The 19,375-nt window shown below is 55.3% G+C and carries 22 protein-coding genes, 1 pseudogene, 1 riboswitch and 3 other annotated features; of the genes and pseudogenes, 3 read left to right on the top strand and 20 right to left on the bottom strand.

Annotated features, from left to right (window positions below; all coding sequences use genetic code 11):
• Positions 1-5: 5 nt before the first annotated feature.
• Positions 6-542, bottom strand: coding sequence for a CvpA family protein (locus NSS88_RS12560; RefSeq protein ID WP_053532755.1), 537 nt, complete (start codon positions 540-542; stop codon positions 6-8).
• The gene (gene zapA, locus NSS88_RS12555) at positions 535-810 is read right to left on the bottom strand and encodes a cell division protein ZapA (RefSeq protein ID WP_014196491.1); all 276 of its coding nucleotides are present in this window, start codon (positions 808-810) and stop codon (positions 535-537) included. Before zapA ends, NSS88_RS12560 begins: the two co-directional genes overlap by 8 nt.
• 112 nt (positions 811-922) lie before the next feature.
• Between zapA and rnhC the strand changes: the two genes are divergently transcribed.
• Positions 923-1,852: a ribonuclease HIII gene (rnhC, locus tag NSS88_RS12550; protein ID WP_121678355.1), complete on the top strand. Its 930-nt coding sequence runs from the start codon at positions 923-925 to the stop codon at positions 1,850-1,852.
• Positions 1,853-1,997: 145 nt separating this feature from the next.
• Here the strand turns inward: rnhC and NSS88_RS12545 are convergent, their stop codons facing one another.
• The 6 genes and pseudogenes from NSS88_RS12545 to modA form a co-directional block, all read right to left on the bottom strand.
• A complete protein-coding gene (locus tag NSS88_RS12545) occupies positions 1,998-2,663 on the bottom strand; it encodes a type 1 glutamine amidotransferase domain-containing protein (RefSeq protein WP_015375566.1) in 666 nt (221 codons plus the stop codon).
• Between the two features lie 228 nt (positions 2,664-2,891).
• A pseudogene (locus NSS88_RS12540) lies at positions 2,892-3,599 on the bottom strand (MMPL family transporter); the annotation flags it as partial.
• A gap of 210 nt (positions 3,600-3,809) precedes the next feature.
• Positions 3,810-4,043, bottom strand: coding sequence for a contact-dependent growth inhibition system immunity protein (locus tag NSS88_RS12535; protein WP_233434055.1), 234 nt, complete (start codon positions 4,041-4,043; stop codon positions 3,810-3,812).
• Between the two features lie 88 nt (positions 4,044-4,131).
• Positions 4,132-4,482, bottom strand: a complete 351-nt coding sequence (crcB, locus tag NSS88_RS12530) for a fluoride efflux transporter CrcB (protein ID WP_033006429.1) — start codon at positions 4,480-4,482, stop codon at positions 4,132-4,134.
• Positions 4,482-4,871: a fluoride efflux transporter FluC gene (locus NSS88_RS12525; protein ID WP_033006426.1), complete on the bottom strand. Its 390-nt coding sequence runs from the start codon at positions 4,869-4,871 to the stop codon at positions 4,482-4,484. The genes crcB and NSS88_RS12525 overlap by 1 nt, the downstream gene beginning before the upstream one ends.
• A gap of 46 nt (positions 4,872-4,917) precedes the next feature.
• Positions 4,918-4,980, bottom strand: a riboswitch (Fluoride riboswitch).
• Between the two features lie 151 nt (positions 4,981-5,131).
• On the bottom strand, positions 5,132-5,923 hold the full coding sequence (gene modA, locus NSS88_RS12520; RefSeq protein WP_049626572.1) for a molybdate ABC transporter substrate-binding protein: 792 nt from the start codon (positions 5,921-5,923) through the stop codon (positions 5,132-5,134).
• Positions 5,924-6,048: 125 nt separating this feature from the next.
• On the opposite strand from modA, the gene NSS88_RS12515 reads away from it, so the two are divergent.
• Positions 6,049-6,972 carry a helix-turn-helix transcriptional regulator gene (locus NSS88_RS12515; protein ID WP_033014389.1) on the top strand — a complete coding sequence of 308 codons (924 nt, stop codon included), beginning with the start codon at positions 6,049-6,051 and terminating at the stop codon, positions 6,970-6,972.
• A 111-nt stretch (positions 6,973-7,083) separates the two neighbouring features.
• Here the strand turns inward: NSS88_RS12515 and pheT are convergent, their stop codons facing one another.
• From pheT to msrA, 4 genes are all read right to left on the bottom strand, one after another.
• Positions 7,084-9,498 (bottom strand): phenylalanine--tRNA ligase subunit beta, encoded by a 2,415-nt coding sequence (gene pheT, locus NSS88_RS12510; RefSeq protein WP_049626573.1) that lies wholly within the window; start codon positions 9,496-9,498, stop codon positions 7,084-7,086.
• A 21-nt stretch (positions 9,499-9,519) separates the two neighbouring features.
• A complete protein-coding gene (pheS, locus tag NSS88_RS12505) occupies positions 9,520-10,554 on the bottom strand; it encodes a phenylalanine--tRNA ligase subunit alpha (RefSeq protein ID WP_049626574.1) in 1,035 nt (344 codons plus the stop codon).
• A gap of 41 nt (positions 10,555-10,595) precedes the next feature.
• Positions 10,596-10,831, bottom strand: a binding site (T-box leader).
• A gap of 86 nt (positions 10,832-10,917) precedes the next feature.
• Entirely contained in the window at positions 10,918-11,670 is a 753-nt protein-coding gene (locus NSS88_RS12500) for a TrmH family RNA methyltransferase (protein WP_049624977.1), read from the bottom strand.
• A complete protein-coding gene (msrA, locus tag NSS88_RS12495) occupies positions 11,667-12,191 on the bottom strand; it encodes a peptide-methionine (S)-S-oxide reductase MsrA (RefSeq protein WP_013144533.1) in 525 nt (174 codons plus the stop codon). The genes NSS88_RS12500 and msrA overlap by 4 nt, the downstream gene beginning before the upstream one ends.
• A 272-nt stretch (positions 12,192-12,463) precedes the next feature.
• Here msrA and sspI point away from each other — a divergent pair, with 272 nt between their 5' ends.
• Positions 12,464-12,673: a small acid-soluble spore protein SspI gene (sspI, locus tag NSS88_RS12490; protein ID WP_015375579.1), complete on the top strand. Its 210-nt coding sequence runs from the start codon at positions 12,464-12,466 to the stop codon at positions 12,671-12,673.
• Between the two features lie 28 nt (positions 12,674-12,701).
• Here the strand turns inward: sspI and NSS88_RS12485 are convergent, their stop codons facing one another.
• The 8 genes from NSS88_RS12485 to ytxC all read right to left on the bottom strand — a co-directional run bounded on the left by NSS88_RS12485 (position 12,702) and on the right by ytxC (position 19,351).
• On the bottom strand, positions 12,702-13,790 hold the full coding sequence (locus tag NSS88_RS12485) for a M42 family metallopeptidase (protein ID WP_049626575.1): 1,089 nt from the start codon (positions 13,788-13,790) through the stop codon (positions 12,702-12,704).
• A gap of 92 nt (positions 13,791-13,882) precedes the next feature.
• Positions 13,883-14,368, bottom strand: a complete 486-nt coding sequence (locus NSS88_RS12480) for a dUTP diphosphatase (protein ID WP_011232188.1) — start codon at positions 14,366-14,368, stop codon at positions 13,883-13,885.
• A 15-nt stretch (positions 14,369-14,383) separates the two neighbouring features.
• Positions 14,384-14,635 carry a DUF1294 domain-containing protein gene (locus NSS88_RS12475; protein WP_033014398.1) on the bottom strand — a complete coding sequence of 84 codons (252 nt, stop codon included), beginning with the start codon at positions 14,633-14,635 and terminating at the stop codon, positions 14,384-14,386.
• Between the two features lie 57 nt (positions 14,636-14,692).
• A complete protein-coding gene (rplT, locus tag NSS88_RS12470) occupies positions 14,693-15,052 on the bottom strand; it encodes a 50S ribosomal protein L20 (RefSeq protein ID WP_011232190.1) in 360 nt (119 codons plus the stop codon).
• Between the two features lie 25 nt (positions 15,053-15,077).
• A complete protein-coding gene (gene rpmI, locus NSS88_RS12465) occupies positions 15,078-15,278 on the bottom strand; it encodes a 50S ribosomal protein L35 (protein WP_011232191.1) in 201 nt (66 codons plus the stop codon).
• Positions 15,279-15,291: 13 nt separating this feature from the next.
• A complete protein-coding gene (gene infC, locus NSS88_RS12460; protein WP_080706499.1) occupies positions 15,292-15,870 on the bottom strand; it encodes a translation initiation factor IF-3 in 579 nt (192 codons plus the stop codon).
• Positions 15,866-15,997 (bottom strand) — a sequence feature (ribosomal protein L20 leader region). (Overlaps the previous gene by 5 nt.)
• Before the next feature lie 213 nt (positions 15,998-16,210).
• Complete coding sequence (gene thrS / locus NSS88_RS12455) at positions 16,211-18,154, bottom strand: threonine--tRNA ligase (protein WP_341084850.1); 1,944 nt, start codon at positions 18,152-18,154, stop codon at positions 16,211-16,213.
• A 49-nt stretch (positions 18,155-18,203) separates the two neighbouring features.
• Positions 18,204-18,429, bottom strand: a binding site (T-box leader).
• A 46-nt stretch (positions 18,430-18,475) separates the two neighbouring features.
• Entirely contained in the window at positions 18,476-19,351 is an 876-nt protein-coding gene (gene ytxC / locus NSS88_RS12450) for a putative sporulation protein YtxC (RefSeq protein WP_049624980.1), read from the bottom strand.
• Between the last annotated feature and the right edge of the window lie 24 nt (positions 19,352-19,375).

Below are 19,375 nucleotides of genomic sequence, written 5' to 3'. Positions count from 1 at the left end.
CCCGGTCAGACGCGGCCATGAATCCACCAATGATTAAGCATGTCCGACAACACCGGCGTATGTTTCACAATCACGGTCGCCATAAGCGAACGCTGCAGCTGCTCCTGCACGCTGTCAATCGGCACGAGCGCCCCGATATACAACAGCAAAAAGACGAGCAAATACACTTCCGCAAACCCGAGCGCCGCCCCCGCCAGGCGGTTGACGCTTCGCAAGAGCGGCAGTTGGGCGACGAAATCAAGCATCGAGCCGATTTGCAGGACGATTTTCACAGCAAAAAACAAAAGCGCAAAGGAAATCGCCCGATAATAGGCATCGTCCAAATGCGTGCTCTGAAACAGCAGCTTCATCGTCTCCGGGTCTCCGAACGTCGGATACGGAATCCAAAGGCGCAATGTCGGCACAAACCGTTCATAATAGCGATAGGCGACGAAAAAGGCGATGAGAAACCCGGCCATATGAATGAATTGAAGGATAAAGCCGCGCTTCAGCCCGATCATCGCCCCCATCAACAGGACAAATAGCAGTACGACATCAATCATCCTGTTTCCCGTCCTTTTCCTGTTTCAGCTGTTCCGCCAGCCGTTGATATTGTTCTTTCAGTTTGAGATACTCACTGGCGATGTTGACGGCTGTCAACACGGCCAGCTTCGGCACATCAAGGAGCGGATTTTTCTCGCTGAATTCATGCATTTTATCATCAACGAACGCCGCCACGAGCCGGATGTGGGCCGGGCTTTCCGCGCCGACGATCGTGTAGTCTTGTCCATAGATGCGGACGCTCACTCGCGTTTTTGGCTGTTCTGTCAAGCTTTCTCCCCCATTTCGCCAAATCCTACTGTTTATCATATCATGAACGCTGGTATAATGGAAAGAAGCGACACACAGCAACGATAGAGAAGATTAAAGGAGCGATCGAACGTTGTCAAACTATGTGATTCAAGCCGACCAACAGCTGCTTGACGCCTTGCGCGCCCACTATGAAGGCGCCTTATCCGACCGGCTTCCGGCTGGAGCGTTGTTTGCCGTCAAACGCCCGGATGTCGTGATCACCGCCTACCGCTCAGGCAAAGTACTGTTTCAAGGGAAAGCGGCGGAGCAAGAAGCAGCGAAATGGATATCAGGGGCGAGCGCCTCAAACGAAACAGCTGACCACCAGCCGTCCGCTTTGGCAGCTCATCAACTCGGGTCTCTTTCCGCCATCGGTTCCGATGAAGTCGGCACCGGCGATTATTTCGGCCCGATCGTCGTCGCCGCCGCCTACGTGGATCGGCCGCATATCGCCAAAATCGCGGCGCTTGGCGTGAAAGATTCGAAACAATTGAACGATGAAGCGATCAAACGGATCGCACCAGCCATCATGGAAACCGTGCCGCATGCGGTCACCGTGCTGGATAACCCCCAATACAACCGCTGGCAGCGAAGCGGCATGCCGCAGACGAAAATGAAGGCGCTCCTTCACAACCGGACGCTCGTGAAACTCGTTGACGCCATCGCGCCCACCGAACCAGAAGCAATCATCATCGACGAATTTTTAAAACGGGATTCGTATTTCCGTTACCTTTCCGATGAAGATCGCATTATCCGCGAGCGGGTGTACTGCCTTCCCAAGGCGGAAAGTGTCCACGTATCAGTCGCCGCCGCCTCGATCATCGCCCGCTATGTGTTTTTAGAGGAGATGGAGCAATTATCCCGCGCCGTCGGCCTCCTGCTTCCAAAAGGTGCCGGCGCCATCGTTGACGAAGCCGCCGCCCGGATCATCCGCGCGCGGGGGGAAGAAGCGCTCGCGGCGTGCGCCAAGCTTCATTTCGCCAATACGAAAAAGGCGCTTGCCATCGCCAAGCGCCGGTAGTGAAGGAGTGGGATTGATGAACAATGATGTTTGTTTGAGTTTATCTAGCACCACGGGTAATATGTGTGTCCCTGCATCCCGTCATGAAGAAAGGGTGCCCCGTTCTCTTGGGACACCCCTTTGCCGCACATTCAGCCTTTATCGCTCACGCCCGCTCTTCCAGCGCGGCGACGACTTTTTCCGCCGTGCTTCGGCTTGATTGCGGATTTTGCCCGGTGATCAAGTTACCGTCGCGCACCGAGAAATCGGTCCATTTCTCGCCGTGGACGAAATTTGCACCGCGCAGGCGCAGCGTCGACTCGAGCAAAAACGGCATATGCACATCAAGCCCGACTTCACGCTCTTCTTCATCCGTAAATGACGTGACCGTTTTTCCTTTCACAATCGGCGTGCCGTCTTTGTATGTGGCGTTCACCAGCCCTGACGGACCGTGGCAGACAGCGGCGATGATGCGCCCGTCTTCGGCAAACTGCTGCAAGACGTATTGCAGCGTTTCATTGTCGGGAAAATCGAACATCGTCCCGTGTCCACCGGGAAGGAAAATGGCGTCAAACCCGTGTGCATCATCCTTGCTTAAACGTGTTGTGTTCTTCAGCACTGCTTCCGCCTCCGCCCAAGACGGGTCTTTTTCATTGATGCTGCGCGGGTCAAGCGGCACCTCGCCGCCTTGAATGCTCGCCACTTTCACGTCATACCCTTTTTCTTTAAATACCAAATACGGTACGGCAAACTCCTCAAGCCAAAGCCCGGTTTTATGGTCGTCGGTGATCGTCGTATGGTTCGTCACCACCATGAGCACTCGTTTCGTCATGCGGCAGCCCTCCTTTAGGTTTTGGAATGTTCTCTACTACTCATCATACTTTATGTTGGGCAAAAGAGGAAAAAATATGCTTTGTGAAATGGAAAAGGAATGAATCGCTGGCGGACGATCAAGCAACGAGCACCTATATTTCGTTGATGAGAAGAGGCGGCATCGTGCCAGCTCTCCTGAAAAAGAACGCCGCCCCCAGCATGCGGGGAGCGGCGTTGACTCGCCTTCCTAACTGATTTTTTGTTGTTCCAGACCATCCACTTCGCTCACTGGTTGCCGAAACGGCCACCAGTTCGCGCGGCCGAACGTGCGGACCATGACCGGCACAAACAGCGGCAGAACGACGAGGGCGTAAAGGAGAAGCCCTGTCAGCACAATCGTCGCGATTTGCAAGAGCGACAAGACACCGGACGGATACATCGCGGCGAACGTTCCGCCTAAAATCACGGCGGCCGAGATGATGACCGGCCCCATATGGCCCATCGCCGACAGCATCGCTTCCTTCACCGGCCAGCCGCGGTATTCGTTGAACCGATCCATGAGGAAGATGCTGTAGTCGATGCCAAGCGCCAACAGCAACACAAAGGCGAAGAACGACACCGCCCAGTTCAAGCCGGCATAGCCGAGGCCGTTGACGAAAATGAGTTCGGTGACGGCCATCGATGTGTAATACGTCAGGACGAGCGACAAGATCAAATAGAGCGGCATGATAAGCGAACGAAGGAGCGCTGCGAGCACGATGGCGATGCCGATCAACATCAGCACGGCCGTCCGTTTATAGTCGGCGTTTGAGATCGCCTGCAAATCGGCGTACGTGCTGGTGACGCCGCCGACAGCGATCGTCGCGTCTTCCCACTTCGTCCCTTTCACCGCCCGCTCAGCGGCGGTGTGAATGTCATCCACACGACTGAGCGCCGATGTCGAATACGGATTTTCTTGTGAACTACCCACCACCTACGCTTCGCTTAGAGGTGGGGGCTTCAAGCGACTTGTGTGTGTTCGCTGAACGGTAAGCCACACACAAGAACCCTTTACGCTTCCCTTCGTTCCGAAGGTGTCCGTTCTAGCCATATTCTATCCTATTCGTTGGCTAACGCCAACCGAAATTCATCTCCCACTTTCACTGGTGCTGGCGCACCTTCACGTTTAGAAGTAGGAGACTTCTTTCCGAGGGAAGTTAAAGGTTTCCTTGTCGGCTTGGGCGACGACTGTTCGCAAATCAACCAACTCTCTCCGCAATGCGTTGACCAAACATTTCGGTTCATAATCGCGAAAATCGCGAATCCGACCATCAAACTCATCATCGATCGATTGGTTATAGTAGCCATCGCTAAAGTATCGCAATGTCTTGAATCTCTCTTCCACTCTTGCCCTCGCCATTCTAGTCTCCTCCCCTGGCTCAACAAATCGCAATCTCTTTTCTCTCCCCCCCCGATCAGAAATCAAGCCCGTTTTTCATTGCCGCTCATCACCGCCCCACGCGATAGCCAAGCCACGCCAGCCACACGCCACACGAATACGTAGCCGCCAAATAAACGACCACCTTCGCCCATTGGCGCTGCTGCATCATTTGCACACTTTCCCATTTCAACGTCGAAAACGTCGTGAACGCGCCCATGAAGCCGGTGCCGACAAGCAGCTTCGTCGCATCGGCGGCGCCGCTTCCGGCGAGCCAGCCAAGCAAAAAGGACCCAAGCAAGTTGACAATGAGCGTCCCTATGGGAAAACGCGGCGAACGCCGAGCCGCCCAGCGGCTGACGGCATAACGGCAGATGGCGCCAAAAAAACCCCCCATCATCACCAATAGCGGTGCGGTCATCATGCTATTTCCTCCTTTCGCTTTGGATGGGCGGCAACATATCCCGCCCATGCGGCGGCTAGGCCGCCGAACAGGCTGGCGGCGATATACACGGCCGCCATGCCAAAGCGCCCTTGTTCCATCCATTCCACACATTCGACGCTGAGCGTCGAAAACGTCGTATACGAGCCGATGAACCCGGTCGTCGCCGCTGTTTTCAGCCACGGCGGCCAAGACGGGCGGCGGGTGAACACCACCGTAAGCCAGCTGAGCAAAAACGAGCCGGTCCAGTTCACCAAAAGCGTTCCGAGCGGAACTCCTCCCAACCAGGCAGCGGGCACGACAAGACCAACGACATAGCGGACAAGCGCGCCGATCATGCCGGCTGCGCCGACGGCGAGATAGACCAATAACCATCCCTCCTTCGTAAAATAAACAGACTCCTGCCGCTTTTCATTTGTAGCAGGAGTCATCAGCCGGAAGCCGGCGGTTATGGCGAACTCCATCGCCTATAACGTTTTCTTGTTTGTTATTTTACCATAATGTCCCCTTCCCATGTGAAGGACAGCAAACAGGCGGCATTTTGCCAAAAAAGAAGGCTGATTGTGCTAGGCTTCTCTAGTTGAGAAAAGACAGGATTCAGCGGTATTTTTACCCGCCCACCAGTCTTCTAGCGGGCGCGGCGAAATCCGTGCTCTTCGAACATTTGCAGCGCTGGACCGCTTGTCAAATACGAGTAAAACTGTTGCGCCTCCTTGAGATGTTTGCTCGTCTTGACGACACCAAGCGGATAGACGATCGGGTCGTGCATGCCGCTTGGCACTGCAGCGACGATATTGACGTTCTCCGAGGCAAGCGCGTTCGTCCGGTACACAAATCCGGCGTCGACATTGCCGGTTTCCACATACGTCAACACTTGGCGAACGTCTTTCGCGTACACGAGCTTCGGTGCCACCTTCTCCCACAGCCCCGCCTTCTCCAACGTTTGTTTCGCGTACATGCCGGCCGGCACCGATTCGGGGATGCCGATGGCGATCCGTTTGGCACGGATGATGTCATCGAGCGACTGAACCGCTCCTTCCCCTTGTTTTGGCGCAATGAGGACGAGTTCGTTCGCCAGCACTGTTTTTTCGTGTTTGGAATCGATCAACCCTTCTGCTTTCAATTTTTCAAACGGCTCAGCGGCCGCCGAAAAGAAAAGATCGACCGGCGCCCCTTCGGAAATTTGCTTTTGCAACGCGCCCGACGCACCGAAATTGTATTGGATGCGGATGTTCGGATGCTTTCGTTCAAACGCCGTTTTCGCTTCTTCCAGCGCTTCTTGCAGACTAGCGGCGGCGGAGACGGTGAGCTCCACTTTATCCGCCGATTTCGTTTGCCCCTTCCCCTCTTTTGAGCCGCTGTCGCAGCCATACAAGCCGAACAGCAAGAGCAATACGGCAAGCCATGCGATTTTTCGCATCTGTCTCCCCCTTATCTTTTTATATGTAATGATATCTAATTATAAATAATAATAAGTAGTTAGGAAAGAAAAATTTTTTCCCCATGCGTTCTTTGCGCTACAATGAAAGAAAGGAGGATGGCATGATGACGGAGCCGCAGTCATACACGATTGAAGAAATCGCTTCCTTATTAAAAGTGTCCAAACTAACGGTGTACGATTTAGTGAAAAAAGGGAAGCTGCCCGCCTTTCGCGTCGGGCGGCAAATGCGGATTACCGCGGATGATCTTCGCCGGTACATCGACGGGCAAAAAGGGGAGACAAGCCCCGTTTCTTCCGCCGTTTCACGGCCGGTCGAAGCCGCCGTTCGCCCCATCATCATCAGCGGCCAAGATGCGGCGCTCGATTTGCTTGGCGTCCATCTGGAAAAAAACGGCCCTTATCAATCGCTCCGCACCTACACGAGCAGCCTCAATGGGCTGATCGCCCTGTATAAAGGGCAATGCGACATCGTCAGCGTGCATTTGTTTGACGGGCAGACAGGCGAGTACAACCGTCCGTATGTGGAAAAGCTGTTGACAGGCCATGCGTACATCATGGTGAACGTCATGCGCCGGCCGATTGGATTTTATGTGTCAAAAGGCAATCCTCGCAGCATTCAAACGTGGCGCGACTTAGGAAGGAGCGACGTCGTGATCGTCAATCGGGAGAAAGGGGCCGGGGCGCGCGTCCTGTTAGATGAACAGCTGCGCCTGCATGGATTGTCGCCGTCCGCCATTCGCGGCTATGAACGCGAGGAAACAAGCCATTTGAGCGTCGCCTCCGCGGTGGCGTCAGGTCTCGCCGATGTCGGCATCGGCACGGAAAAGGTGGCGCGAATGGCCGGCGTCGAGTTCATTCCGCTAATGAACGAACAGTATGATGTCGTCATGCTGCGGACGCCGGAGAATGAATCGCTCATCGCTTCCGTGCTCGACGTGCTCCGCTCCGATTCGTTCCACGCCGAACTCGAAGCGCTCGGCGGGTACGATGTGTCGCAAACCGGGCGCATTATAGCTGAACGCGGCTGACAGGGCATCCACCTTTGTTAGCATCTTTCGTTTTCTGAATCTGTTTGAAAACGAGCTCTCATCAAAAAAAGCTGTTCCAAAAGCCCATCGCTTTCGGAACAGCTTTTCGTTTTACCCGCGCAACACGGCGCCAAATTGCTGCTCGACCGCCGCCAATACCCGCTCATAGACGGCCGTGACTTCTTCATCCGTGAGCGTCCGCTCCGGATCATAGAAGCGGAGCGAGAAGGCGAGCGATTTTTTCCCGGCCGGCAGGCGCTCGCCTTGGTAGACGTCAAAGAGGGAGACGTCTTTCAACAGCGGTTTCCCGGCTTCGGCGATCGCCTGCTTCAAGGCGCCGGCTTCGACCATTTCGTCAACGACCAAGGCGATGTCGCGCACGACCGACGGGAAGCGCGGAATCGGCTCGTAGCGGATCGCTTCGCTTTCGGCGTTCAACAGATCGGTCAAGGCGAGCTCGAACACGTACGTTTCTTTTAAATCGTACTCTTTTTGCACGGCCGGATGGAGCTGGCCGACAAAGCCGATCACCTTGCCGTCAAGCGCAATCTCCGCCGTCCGTCCCGGATGCAAGTCGGCGCGCTTGGCCGGCTTGTACTCGATGCGGGCGGCGAGTCCAAACAAGTCGAACAAGCCGTCCAAAATGCCTTTGGCAACGTAAAAATCAACGGCCTTTTTCTCTCCTTGCCATAAATGGGCGTGCCATAAGCCGGTGAGAACGCCGGCGAGGCGCTCTTTTTCCGCTGGTTGGACGCCTTTTCCTTTGGACAAGTAGACAGAGCCGATTTCGTACAAGGCGACGTTCTCGACTTGGCGGGCGCGGTTGTAGCTCGCCGCTTCAAGCAGATGCGGAATTAAGCTTTGCCGCAAAACGCTCCGCTCTTCGCTCATCGGCAGCGCCAAGCGGACCAATTCGGCCGTCTCAAGCGCAAAGCGCGCCGCTTTGTCCGGGCTCGTGAGCGAATACGTGATGGCTTGGAACAAGCCCGCCCCTTCCAAATAGCGGCGGACGCGGCGGCGCTTCGCCTGATGCGGCGTGAGTCCGCCCGGCTTCGCCTCCGCCACCGGCAGCGTCGCCGGCAGACGGTCGTAGCCATACAGGCGCGCCACTTCCTCGATGATGTCTTCTTCAATCGCAATGTCGCGCCGACGCGACGGGACATCGATCGTAAACGTTCCGTTGTCTTCTGTGAACGGAAATTGCAAATTCGAAAGAATCACGGCCACTTCCTCTTTCGACATCGCCGTGCCGAGGACACCGTTGATGCGTTCGAGCGTGACCGTCACCGCCACCGGCTCCTCACGCCACACGCTCGCTTCCACGACGCCGCCGACGACCTCGCCGCCGGCGTATTCGGCCATCAGGGCGGCGGCGCGCTCGAGTGCTTCTTTCGTCCGCGCCGGATCGATGCCTTTTTCAAACCGAGTGCTCGCTTCGCTGCGCAGCCCGTGGTCTTTTACCGCCTGGCGGATGACCGGGCTTGTAAAGTACGCCGCTTCAATAAACACGGTTTTCGTGTCATCGCGCACTTCCGAATTCGCCCCGCCCATCACCCCGGCTAAGGCGACCGGCTCGCGGCCGTTCGTGATGACAAGGTGGTCTTCGGTCAGCTTCCGTTCGACATCATCGAGCGTGACAATCGTTTCGCCTGCCTTTGCGCGGCGGACGACAATTTCCTGCGAACCGAGGCGGTCGTAGTCAAACGCATGAAGCGGTTGGCCATACTCAAGCAAAATGTAGTTCGTAATGTCGACGACGTTGTTGTGCGGGCGAATGCCGGCTGCCATCAAGCGCGCTTGCATCCAAAGCGGCGACGGGCCGATCCGGACGTTTTTCACGATCCGCCCGGCGTACAGCGGGTTGTCTTCCGGCGCCTCGACGCGGACGGAAATGTAGTCGTGAACGTTTTCGTTCGTTTCTTTGACCGCCGCTTTCGGCAGCTTTACTTCACGTCCGAGAATGGCCGCGACTTCATAGGCGACGCCGATCATGCTTAAACAGTCGGCGCGGTTGGGCGTCAAAGACAGTTCGAGCACTTCATCGTGCAAGCCGAGCCATTCCAGTGCATCGGCGCCGACCGGCGCATCGCTCGGAAAGACGAAAATGCCGTCTGCATACTCTTTCGGCACGATTTTCGTTTCGACGCCGAGCTCTTGGAGCGAACAAATCATTCCGTTCGATTCTTCCCCGCGCAGCTTCGCCCGTTTGATTTTGAAATTGCCCGGCAGCACCGCCCCGACTTTGGCGACGGCGACCTTTTGCCCTTTGGCGACGTTCGGGGCGCCGCAAATGATTTGCACCGGCTCGCCTTCGCCAAGGTCAACGAGGCATTTCCGCAGTTTATCCGCGTTCGGGTGCGGCTCGCACTCGAGCACATGGCCGATGACGACGCCGTTCATCCCGCGGTCGAGCGCCTCAACCCGCTCGACTTCAATGCCGCTTTTCGTGATGCGATCAGCGAGTTCCGCGGCGGTGACCCCCGTCAAATCGACGTACTCGCTCAGCCAACGGTAAGACACGAGCATGGAAAACCCCTCCTTTTTCTGTTACACACGCAAAAATTGCCGCAAGAAACGTAGATCGTTTTGATAGAAATGACGGATGTCGTCAATGCCGTACTTCAGCATCGCGATCCGCTCCGGCCCCATGCCGAACGCAAAGCCGGTGTACGTTTTCGAATCAAAGCCGGCCATCTCAAGCACGTTCGCATGCACCATGCCGGCTCCTAAAATTTCGATCCAGCCGGTGCCTTTGCAGACGCCGCAGCCCCGCCCTTCGCATCGGAAGCAGGACACATCGACTTCGACCGACGGCTCGGTGAACGGGAAAAAGCTCGGCCGGAAGCGGATGTCGCGCCCTTCCCCGAACAGCTTGCGGGCAAATTCGCGCAGCGTCCCTTTCAAATCGCTCATCCGGATGTTCCGGTCCACAACCAATCCTTCAATTTGCGTAAACTGGTGCGAATGCGTCGCATCGTCCGTATCGCGGCGGTACACTTTGCCCGGACAAATGATTTTCACCGGGCCGCGCCCGCGGTGTTTTTCCATCGTCCGCGCCTGCATCGGCGATGTGTGGGTGCGAAGCAAAATCTCCTCCGTGATGTAAAACGAATCTTGCATATCGCGGGCCGGGTGGCCTTTTGGCAAATTGAGCGCCTCAAAGTTGTAATAGTCGGTCTCGATTTCCGGCCCTTCGGCGACCGTATAGCCCATGCCGATAAACAAATCTTCAATTTCTTCAATGACGCGTGTCAGCGGATGGGGATTGCCAAGACTCACAGGTCGTCCCGGCAGCGTCACATCGATCGCTTCGGCGGCCAGCTTCCGCTCGACTTCCTCCTGTTCCAGTTTCGCTTGTTTCGCCTCGAGCGCCTGCTGAATCGCCGCTCTCACTTCATTGGCCAGCGCGCCGAGTTTCGGGCGCTCTTCCGGCGGCAATGCCCCCATGCCGCGCAGCACTTCGGTGATAGGCCCTTTTTTGCCCAAGTAAGCGACGCGCACGTCATTCAGTGCTTTGACGTCTTTCGCCTCATCGATTCGGCGAAGCGCTTCTTGCTTCAGCTCGTACAGCCGTTCTTTCACTTGAGTCCCTCCTCTATCCAAAATAAAAAACCCGCCCCCCGGTAAGGGACGAGTTGTTGCTCGCGGTACCACCCTTGTTAACAGCACAAATGTGCTGTTCGCTTCATTGCGATAACGGCCGAAAGCCGGAACACCTTTACATCCCCTTTTGGGATGGTCCCGGTGCCAACTCGGGAGGTGAACTTCACTTGCGTCGGCCATAAAAACGCTCCCAGTCTCCGGCGTTTTCTCCCTGGATGGCGAGCGGCAAGCTACTTTTCTCCGTCATCGTTGTTGTCCGTATGGAAAATGTCGCTATTTATTATACGCAAAGAAAACGGCAAAGGCAAGGTCAGGCCGAAATTTCTTTGCGCAGCTCATCGTTTACCGCACCGCCTGCAAGGAATAAAGCAAAATTCCGGCCGCGACGGCGACATTCAGCGACTCGGCTTGGCCGTAAATCGGGATGTAGATGGTTTCCGTCGTCATCTCGAGCCATTCGCGCCGGACGCCGCTTCCTTCATTGCCGACGAGCAAGGCGAAGGAAGACGAAGGCGGAACGGTGCGGTAATCAACGGCATTCTCCAAGGCCGTTCCGTACACCGGAATGCCCTGCTCCTTGAAACGCGCGATCCATTGCGCCAAATCGCCTTTGACAACCGGAAGATGAAACAGCGACCCTTGCGTCGCCCGCACGACTTTCGGATTGTACACATCGGCGCACCCTTCGCCAAGGATGACAGCATCGATCCCGGCGGCATCGGCGGTGCGAATCATCGTCCCGAGATTGCCCGGGTCTTGCACGGCGTCAATGAGCAAGGCGGTCTTCACGCCTTCAAGCTCGGCCGGCAGCTGTCGGCACACCGCGGCGATGCCTTGCGGCGTCTCCGTGCTGCTGATCGCCTTCATCACCGCTTCGGTCACGATCACAACCGGGACGCTGACGTCCCAGCCGGGCGGGATGGCTGTCCGCTCGTCCACCATCAGCTCAACAAGCGGCGCTCGGCTTTTTACAGCCTCTTCGACAAGATGAAACCCTTCAAGCAAAAACAATCCGGTCTCATCGCGCCCTTTTTTGGTCTGCAGCTTTTTCCATTGTTTGACGCGCGCATTTTTCGGCGATTCGATCCGCTTCACCGTTTCGTCCCCCAATGTTTGGCGATAAACTCGTCGCGCCCGGACGCGGCGCGGTCTTGCTTGTAATGCTCCGGATTTTTCTTATGGTAGTTTTGATGATACTCTTCCGCCGGGTAAAACGTCGTCGCCGGCAAAATTTTCGTTACAATCGGCTTCGAGAAGCGCCCGCTTTCCTCGAGCGCCCGCTTTGACTGCTCGGCGAGCTGGCGCTGTTTTTCGTTATGGTAAAAAATCGCCGTCCGATATTGCGGCCCGCGGTCGTGAAACTGGCCGCCGTCATCGGTCGGGTCGATTTGACACCAATACAGCTCCAACAGCCGCTCATACGGAAAGACGTCCGGGTCAAACGTGATTTGCACCGCTTCGTAATGGCCGGTCGTGCCGGTTTTCACTTGCTCGTATGTTGGGTTTTCGACATGCCCGCCCGTATAGCCGGAGACGATGCCGTAAATGCCGTCAAGCTCCTCAAACGGCGTCACCATGCACCAAAAGCAGCCGCCGGCGAATGTCGCTTTTTCCATTGTGTCGTCACCTCATTCGTCAAGTTTCTTCATTTGATTATAACAAAATGTGTGCCGTTGTCATCTTTCACGACCAAAGCCAAGTTCCTTCACAAAGCCAGGCTCGTTCCGTTCCGCACGCCGGCCGCTCGGTTTCTCGTCCATCGTCGCCATCACTCATTTCGGTCTAGTTTTTCCTCTATTTATACCATATACGAGAGCCGCTCCATGTATAAATCCGCCGCCATTGGCAAACGATAACGGTGTATAATACGGCCAATGAGGTGAGACAAATGGATTTGAACTTGCGGAAAGCCATTATGCACAACGTCGCCAACAACTCGAAAGAACAGCTCGAGAATACAATCGAGGACGCGATCCAGCGTGGCGAGGAAAAATATTTGCCCGGCCTCGGCGTCCTCTTTGAAGCCATTTGGACGCACGCCAATGAACAGCAAAAAGACATGATGCTCACCACGCTCGAGCAGGCGGTTAAACAATGACGAACACCGGCCGAATTGGCCGGTGTTTTTATTCGTCAAACGTCAGTTGTTTCACTTTGTCGGCGTCAAGCCGTTTGATCACTTCGACAAGCAGCTTGACCGTGTTCTCGTAGTCGTCGCGATGCAAAATGGCGGCGTGCGAGTGGATGTAGCGCGTCGGGATGGCGATCGTGAGCGACGGAACGCCGATGCCCGTTAAATGAATCGCTCCCGCATCTGTACCGCCGCCCGGCATGGCATCAAAACGGTACGGAATGTTCAGCTCTTCCGCCACTTCGATGACGAATTCGCGCAAGCCGCGGTGCGACACCATCGTCGCGTCGTACAGGACGATGTGCGGGCCGGCGCCGAGTTTGCCCATCGCTTCTTTTTCCGACACGCCCGGTGTATCGCCGGCAATGCCGACATCCACCGCAAAGGCGATATCCGGCTGAATGAATTGGGCGGCCGTGCGCGCGCCGCGCAAGCCGACTTCTTCCTGCACCGTGCCGACGCCGTATACCGTGTTTGGATGGTCGACGCCTTTCAGCTGCTTGAGCACATCGATGGCGACCGCACAGCCGATCCGGTTGTCCCATGCTTTCGCGAGCAGCATTTTTTCATTGTTCAATACCGTAAATTCAAAATACGGCACGATCATATCGCCCGGGCGGACGCCCCACTCCATCGCTTCCTCGCGGCTTGTCGCGCCGATGTCGATGAACATATCTTTGATTTCCACCGGTTTTTTGCGCGCCTCCGGCGGCAGAATGTGCGGCGGCTTCGAACCGATGACGCCGGTGACGTCGCCTTTTTTCGTCACGATCGTCACGCGCTGGGCGAGCATCACTTGGCTCCACCATCCGCCAAGCGTTTGGAAGCGGATGAAGCCTTTGTCGTCGATTTGCGTCACCATAAAGCCGACTTCATCCAAATGGCCGGCGATCATCACTTTCGGCCCGCCCGATTTCCCTTCTTTTTTGGCAATCAAGCTGCCGAGGCCATCCGTTGTCACTTCATCCGCATACGGAGCTATGTATGTCTTCATCACATCGCGCGCTTCCCGCTCATTGCCCGGGACGCCTTTCGCATCGGTCAGCGCTTTCAGCATCGTCAACGTTTCGTCCAACTTCGCCATCTTGGCACTCCTTTCCGGTTTTGTCCACTTTTTTATTATACTTGAAAAGGCTGACGATTGGCAAAATGAATCATTCGCCATCCAAAAAAAGATCAATAGCGCTCGTTTTGCCGCTTGTGGTTCACTTCATTTTTCCGCCGATACGCCGCCTCGATGTCATCGGAAGAAAAACCGAGCGCCACGCCAAGCCGCCAATACTCCGCAAACAGCGCATCATATTCCCCTCGCGCTCTCGTCTCCCCGAACCGCTCGGCGGCGCGAAACACGGCAAGAAACTGCTCGACAAGCGGCCGTCCCGCCGACGGAGCTTCGTTTTCTTCATAAAACAAGCCGCACTCCAGCCCGAGCGACAATAAAAAATGCAAGCCGTCCACATATTCCTCAAGCACTCGCTCGGCTGGCGCGGGCGGTTTGATGCTCCAAAATTTAAAGCAACGCGTCTCATTCGCGAGTTCACCCAGCTCCACAAGAAAGGCGAGCTGCTTGCGGGCAAACAAATCTTCCTCCATCAAGCCATGCTCCGTTTCAATGCGCCGATCCAACATGCGCTGCATATCGTAAAGCAAAGGCCAATTCATTCTTTCCTCCCCTTTCTACCTCATCCATCGCCAATAGAGAAACAGCTCCACCGCTGCCAACAGCGGCAAGCCATAGCCAAAAGCCCGATGGCGCGTTTTATGGCGAAACGTGTACATTCCAGCTGCCGCACCGATGGCCCCGCCCGCAAACGCCAGCAGCCAAAGCGTCCGCTCAGCGGTGCGAAAGCGGCGGCGTTTCGCTTTTTGTTTGTCGAGCCCCATCATAAAAAAGGCAAGAAGATTGATCGCTATTCCGTATTGTACCATATCGATCCCTTTCCTTGATAAGAAAATGGCCATCCTGATCAAGGATGGCCATCGTTGTTATTTATTCAAATTCGCTTTCGCCAAGTCGGCGAGTTGGGCGAACGCGGCTTGATCGTTCACCGCCAAGTCGGCGAGCATTTTCCGGTTCACTTCCACGCCGGCCAGCTTCAAGCCGTGCATCAAACGGCTGTAGGACAAGCCATTTTGGCGAGCCGCCGCGTTGATGCGGACAATCCACAGTTTGCGGAAATCGCGCTTCCGTTGACGGCGGTCGCGATACGCATACATGAGCGATTTCATCACTTGCTGGTTCGCAACTCTATATAACGCGTGTTTCGCGCCGAAATAGCCTTTCGCAAGCTTCAATACTTTTTTGCGACGTCTGCGCGTCACTGGTCCACCTTTTACGCGTGGCATAATCGTTCCCTCCTATAGTCGGTCGTTATTTCAAGTTGTCGAGCATTTGGCGAATGCGTTTGAAATCGCCAGGCGAGACAAGCGTCGCTTTGCGGAGATGACGCTTTTGTTTTTTCGTTTTATTGGCAAACAAGTGGCTCGTATACGCATGGCCGCGTTTCAATTTGCCGCTCGCCGTCTTTTTGAACCGTTTCGCCGAGCCGCGGTGAGTTTTCATTTTTGGCATCACAGTTTCCTCCTTACTTGTTGTCGTTTTTCGGTGCGAGCACGAGAAACATGTTGCGCCCGTCCATTTTCGGCGCCGTTTCGACGACCGCGATGTCGGCACACGCTTCCGATAAGCGGTCAAGGACGCGCTGTCCGATTTCTTTATGGGTGATCGCCCGTCCTTTGAAGCGGATCGTCGCTTTCACTTTATCGCCTTTTTCCAAAAACTTGCGCGCGTTGCGCAGTTTCGTGTTGAAGTCATGCTCCTCGATCGTTGGGCTGAGGCGCACTTCTTTCACATTGATGACCTTTTGCTTTTTGCGCGCTTCTTTTTCTTTCTTCTGCTGCTCGAAGCGGAATTTCCCGTAATCCATGATGCGGCAAACAGGCGGTTTGGCGTTCGGCGCCACAAGCACGAGGTCCAAGTTGCGTCTCGCCGCAATTTCGAGCGCTTCCTGCTTCGACTTGATGCCAAGTTGGTCGCCGTTTTGATCGATCAAGCGCACTTCCCGGGCACGAATTTGCTCGTTGATAATGAAATCTTTGCTAATAATGAGCCACCTCCAAGGTTTTTTCCAACTGGCTTGTTTGCCGGCAGAGCCCGCTCTCAACGAAAAAGCGCGGATGCACAAAGCACCCGCGCACGACGTTCGGACAAAAAGTTGGCGAACCGTAACAACCTGCCAACAGCCTTCTTAGCGTCGGTCAGGTGAGAAGCGGGCGCTTCTGCTTTCGTTACAAACAAGCAATCATTCCACTTTATACACTATACCACCTTGGCGATGGCATGTCAAGGAGCGGCTCTTGATAAACACAACGTCCTTTATTATAATGGATTCTCACTTCGTTAGCAAGAGAAAATTTTCAGTTGACCGCAACAATGCGCTCCAGCCTCCGCCTGCGCGCGAAAAAAAGCGGTCCGAAACGCGTCGGACCGCCATAGGTCGTTCCTTATTTCGCCCGTTTTTCCCGCACGTCTTCCGCTAACAAGGCAGCAAATTCATCAAGCCCCATCGTCCGGCTCTCTTTTTCGCCGTAGCGTCGGACGTTGACCGCTCGCTCGGCCGCCTCTTTGTCGCCGACAACGAGCATGTACGGGATTTTTTGCATTTGCGCTTCGCGGATTTTGTAGCCGATTTTTTCGTCGCGCTCGTCGACTTCAACGCGGAAGCCGCGTTCTTTCAGCGTCCGCTGCACGTCATAGGCGTAATCGAGGTGCGCCTCCGGCGACACCGGGATCACCTTGACTTGAACCGGGGCGAGCCATGTCGGGAACGCGCCTTTGTATTCTTCGATCAAGAACGCGACAAACCGCTCCATCGTCGAGACGACGCCGCGGTGGATGACAACCGGGCGGTGCGGCTTCCCGTCTTCGCCGATGTACGTAAGGTCAAAACGTTCCGGCAAGAGGAAGTCGAGCTGCACCGTTGAGAGCGTTTCGTCTTTGCCGAGCGCCGTGCGCACTTGCACATCGAGCTTCGGCCCGTAAAACGCCGCTTCCCCTTCAGCCTCATAGTAGTCGAGACCAAGCTCGTCCATCGCTTCGCGCAGCATTCGTTGCGCTTTTTCCCACATTTCATCGTCGTCGTAATATTTTTCTTTGTCATGCGGATCGCGGTATGACAAGCGGAACGAGTACTCGTCAAGCCCGAAATCTTTGTATACTTCTAAAATCAAGTTGACGACACGTTTAAACTCGTCTTTGATTTGGTCAGGGCGCACGAAAATATGGGCGTCATTAAGCGTCATGCCGCGGACGCGTTGCAAGCCGGTAAGCGCTCCGGACATTTCGTAGCGGTGCATCGTGCCAAGTTCGGCGATGCGAATCGGCAGCTCACGGTAGCTGTGCAGCTTGCTTTTGTAAATCATCATATGGTGCGGGCAGTTCATCGGACGCAGCACAAGCTGTTCATTGTCCATTTCCATCGGCGGGAACATGTTTTCTTTGTAATGGTCCCAGTGTCCTGACGTTTTGTACAGCTCGACGCTGCCGAGCACCGGCGTATACACATGGTCATAGCCAAGCTCGATTTCTTTGTCGACGATATACCGTTCAATGATCCGGCGGATCGTCGCCCCCTTCGGCAGCCAAAGCGGCAAGCCTTGCCCGACTTTTTGCGACGTCGCAAACAGCTCAAGCTCTTTTCCTAATTTGCGGTGGTCGCGCTCCTTTGCCTCTTCGAGAAGATGCAGATAGCGCTCCAAATCTTCCTTCTTGAAAAACGCTGTCCCGTAAATGCGCTGCAGCATTTTGTTGTTGCTGTCACCGCGCCAGTAGGCCCCCGAGATGCTGAGCAGCTTGAATTCTTTGATCTTGCCGGTCGACGGCACGTGCACGCCGCGGCAAAGGTCGAAAAACTCGCCTTGCTCGTAAATGGAAATCGTCTCGCCTTCCGGAATATCAGCGATCAACTCGAGCTTCAACTCATCGCCGATTTCTTCATACAGCCGGATAGCTTCTTCACGGCTCACTTCTTTGCGGACGATATCCAAGTTTTCTTTGACAATGTTGCGCATTTCCGCCTCAATTTTCGGCAAATCGTCCGACGTCAGCTTATGCTCCATATCGATATCATAGTAGAAGCCGTTTTCAATAACGGGTCCGACGCCGAGCTTGACGTTGCGATACAGCCGTTTGATCGCCTGCGCCATTAAATGGGCGGTGCTATGGCGCAAAATATCAAGCGCCTCTGGCATATTTTGGGTGATAATCACCAGCTCGCCGTCCTCATGAAGCGGCGTGCGCAAATCGACGAACCGGCCGTTCAGTTTCCCGGCGATCGCTTTTTTCTTCAGCCCCGGACTGATCGACGCGGCGATGTCTTCGGTCGATGTCCCGCTCGCAAACTCCTTTTGCGCTCCGTCCGGGAACGTGATGCGAATCATGTCTGGCATCGGCAATCACTCCTTTGTCATAATTAAAAAAGAAAAAAACTCCTCCCTCAAAAGGGACGAGTTTTCGTCGTGGTTCCACCCTTCTTCCCATGGCAACACAACGCCATGGCTCAACAACAATAACGGCTAGCCACCGGCGGCAACTACTGGGCGCTCCGTTCGCTGCCGCAGCTCTGAGGGGGTAAGCGCATTTTTCGTGTTAGGAAGGTTCCAGCCGCCGCCTTCCCTCTCTGGAAACCGTAAAAATGCACCCATATCCTCGTCATCGCTTGTCTATGCGGTTATTTATGTACGATATTATAGCGGAACCGAAAAGAAAAATCAAGATTCTTCCCCATTTCCGGCGCTGGCGACAAACAAGCGGGAAAAATCAGCGCGGCGGCGGAGGCGAAGCCGCTCTTGAAACACGTTTTGCAGCGTCTGCACCATGCCGTCATCCGGGTGGTCGGTATACAGCTCAATTTCCGCCGGAGCAAGCGAGACAAGCGGCGCGAGCACCGAAGAATCGATATACATCGGCTGGCTGACGACGAGATGGCGGTCGATCAGCCGTTTCACTTCCGCCGCCGACAGCTCGCGGCGGTGGCGGTCGTAAAACACGAAGTGCGGCGGGTCGTGCACCAAATACAGGCGCGGCCATTGCGGCGTCCGGCCAACCAGGCATTCGCGCAGCATTTGCACGAAAGTTTGATACTCTTGCTCCAATTTGTACTCGTCAATCGCGAGCCCGACATAATGTTCAAGCCGCTCGATGTACGGCTTCAGCCGAAAGGTGACAAACGACGAAAACGAGAAGGACAGCCCGTCGCGAAAAAACGAAGCGCACGCCTCGCGCAGCAGCGCCATGCGCGAAGCAGCAAACTCCGCCCCTTTCTGATAATCGCGCCGTTCACCGTCCAAAAACGAATGGGCGAGCGCCAAAATTTGCTGCTGTTCCTCGCGGTCGCGAAAATAAAAGACACCGGAAATGATCGACAACAACAGCCGGTCTTCGAGGACAGACTGCACAAATGCAGTCATGGCTGGTATGATATACGTCTCGAGCACGTGCTTCTCATCGCCGTATATGTAAACCGCCACGATCTTGTTTCCGTCGTAAGCGGCGTGAAACAGCGGACAGGCATCCCGTTTCCGTTCATTCAGCAGCCAAAACAGTTTCTCCGCCTCGCTTGCCTTGTCAAAATGGATTTCGATCACCCGCTGTCCCCCCTTCTCCGAGAT

It is taken from the genome of Geobacillus sp. FSL W8-1251 (assembly GCF_038005945.1).
GTDB classification, from domain to species: domain Bacteria; phylum Bacillota; class Bacilli; order Bacillales; family Anoxybacillaceae; genus Geobacillus; species Geobacillus stearothermophilus.
The sequence above is the reverse complement of the archived record's forward strand: the minus strand, read 5'-3'. Positions and strand labels throughout refer to the sequence as shown.